At 64.5% G+C, this 1,395-nt stretch carries 2 protein-coding genes; both read left to right on the plus strand.

Going from position 1 to position 1,395, the window contains the following annotated elements; all coding sequences use genetic code 11:
* Nucleotides 1-667: 667 nt before the first annotated feature.
* Nucleotides 668-865 (plus strand): ribbon-helix-helix protein, CopG family, encoded by a 198-nt coding sequence (locus tag Manayef4_RS03045; RefSeq protein WP_011435539.1) that lies wholly within the window; start codon nt 668-670, stop codon nt 863-865.
* The gene (locus tag Manayef4_RS03050; protein ID WP_011435540.1) at nt 862-1,242 is read left to right on the plus strand and encodes a type II toxin-antitoxin system death-on-curing family toxin; all 381 of its coding nucleotides are present in this window, start codon (nt 862-864) and stop codon (nt 1,240-1,242) included. Before Manayef4_RS03045 ends, Manayef4_RS03050 begins: the two co-directional genes overlap by 4 nt.
* The last annotated feature ends 153 nt before the right edge of the window (nt 1,243-1,395 follow it).

The raw sequence follows: 1,395 nt of genomic DNA on the forward strand, positions 1-1,395 counted from the left end.
CTGCGCCGGCCTGACCCTCTACGGAGTCCTCCGCACCCTCCAGGCCCTGCTCGCCGTCTGGACCGGCGCCTGCCCCACCTGCCAACGACCCTTCAACCCCACACCCAACGTCACACAACACCTATCCGGAGTCACCTAGCGAAGTCCTACTAGTATCGGCTAACGGACAGCGCGCCTCGCCCCGGGCTGATCCTCCTGGATCTCCGAGTCTGCCGTGAGGGGAAGGGTGCGCCCGGCGCGACGACGCCGGTGATGCGGCGGCCGAGCGGTGCAACTCGCGCAACACTCGCTGGTGGGCGAGGCATGGACCTTATGATCAAGCGCGGCTKGGGTCGACCCAACAAGACTCGAACCCACAGTCGCAGGTCGATGTACTGCAGCCATCGGCCTCGCTGGTTGCAGACCGCCCCATTGGGTAGTCAAGCCGCAGGTTATGGCATATGTCGATCTTCGTTGGCGTCGGTGAGTGCACCCAACCAGCACTAATGCGAACCTAAACCTGCAGGTCAACGGCCCGACCGTTTCCGTCGAGCCCGTCCACGCGAAGATCCGGCGGTCCGGCTACACGGCGATGCGAACGCCAAGAAGATCGGATAGGAACCGGGCGTCGCGACCATGGCGCGAGTCCCGGCGGCGGTATCAGMGGTGATACCGTCGGGTGGTGGCGATGACACTGCGCTTGACGGATGACGAGGCAGAGGCTTTGCGTCTGCGTTCGGAGTTGGAACAGCGGTCGATGCAGGAGATCGCCCGGGAGGCGATCCGGGAGTACATCGAGGCACACAGCCGGGCGGAACTGCTGGATCAGGTGCTGGACGAGGAGCTGCCGCGGTACGCCGAGGCGCTCCGCTGGCTCGGCGAATGATCTACCTGACGCTTCGCGAACTGCTGTACATCGCCGAGCGGGCCATCGGTTCCGATCCGGTGGTCAGGGACCACGGCCTGCTCGAATCCGCTCTCGCGCGCCCGCGGGCGACGGTGTTCGGCCGGGACGCCTATCCCTCTCTTGACGGCAAGGCCGCCGCGCTCCTGCATTCACTGGCTCGCAACCATGCCCTCGTCGACGGGAACAAGCGGCTCGCCCTTGCCGGTCTGATCGCCTTCTACGGTGTCAACGGCCGTCGCCTGACGCTGACCAACGACGAGGCCTACGACCTCGTGATGAGCATCGCGTCCGGTGTCCACGATTCCGTCGAGGACATCACCAAGATCCTTGAAGGGGCGACCCGGAGCCGTCGGTGAGGACCCATGGCCGTCCGGAACTTGTCAAGATTTTTAGGACAAGATTCTTTGTGAACTAGCCTGTGTTCCGTCCCTGTCGTGATCTCGGTCGAGGGATGACTTCTGATCGTTCGGGCACGCCGTCGGCTGGTTCGGCCTGGTCATCCGGCGTGT

Origin of the sequence: Frankia sp. CgMI4 (assembly GCF_001756285.1) — a bacterium.
GTDB lineage: Bacteria > Actinomycetota > Actinomycetes > Frankiales > Frankiaceae > Frankia > Frankia casuarinae.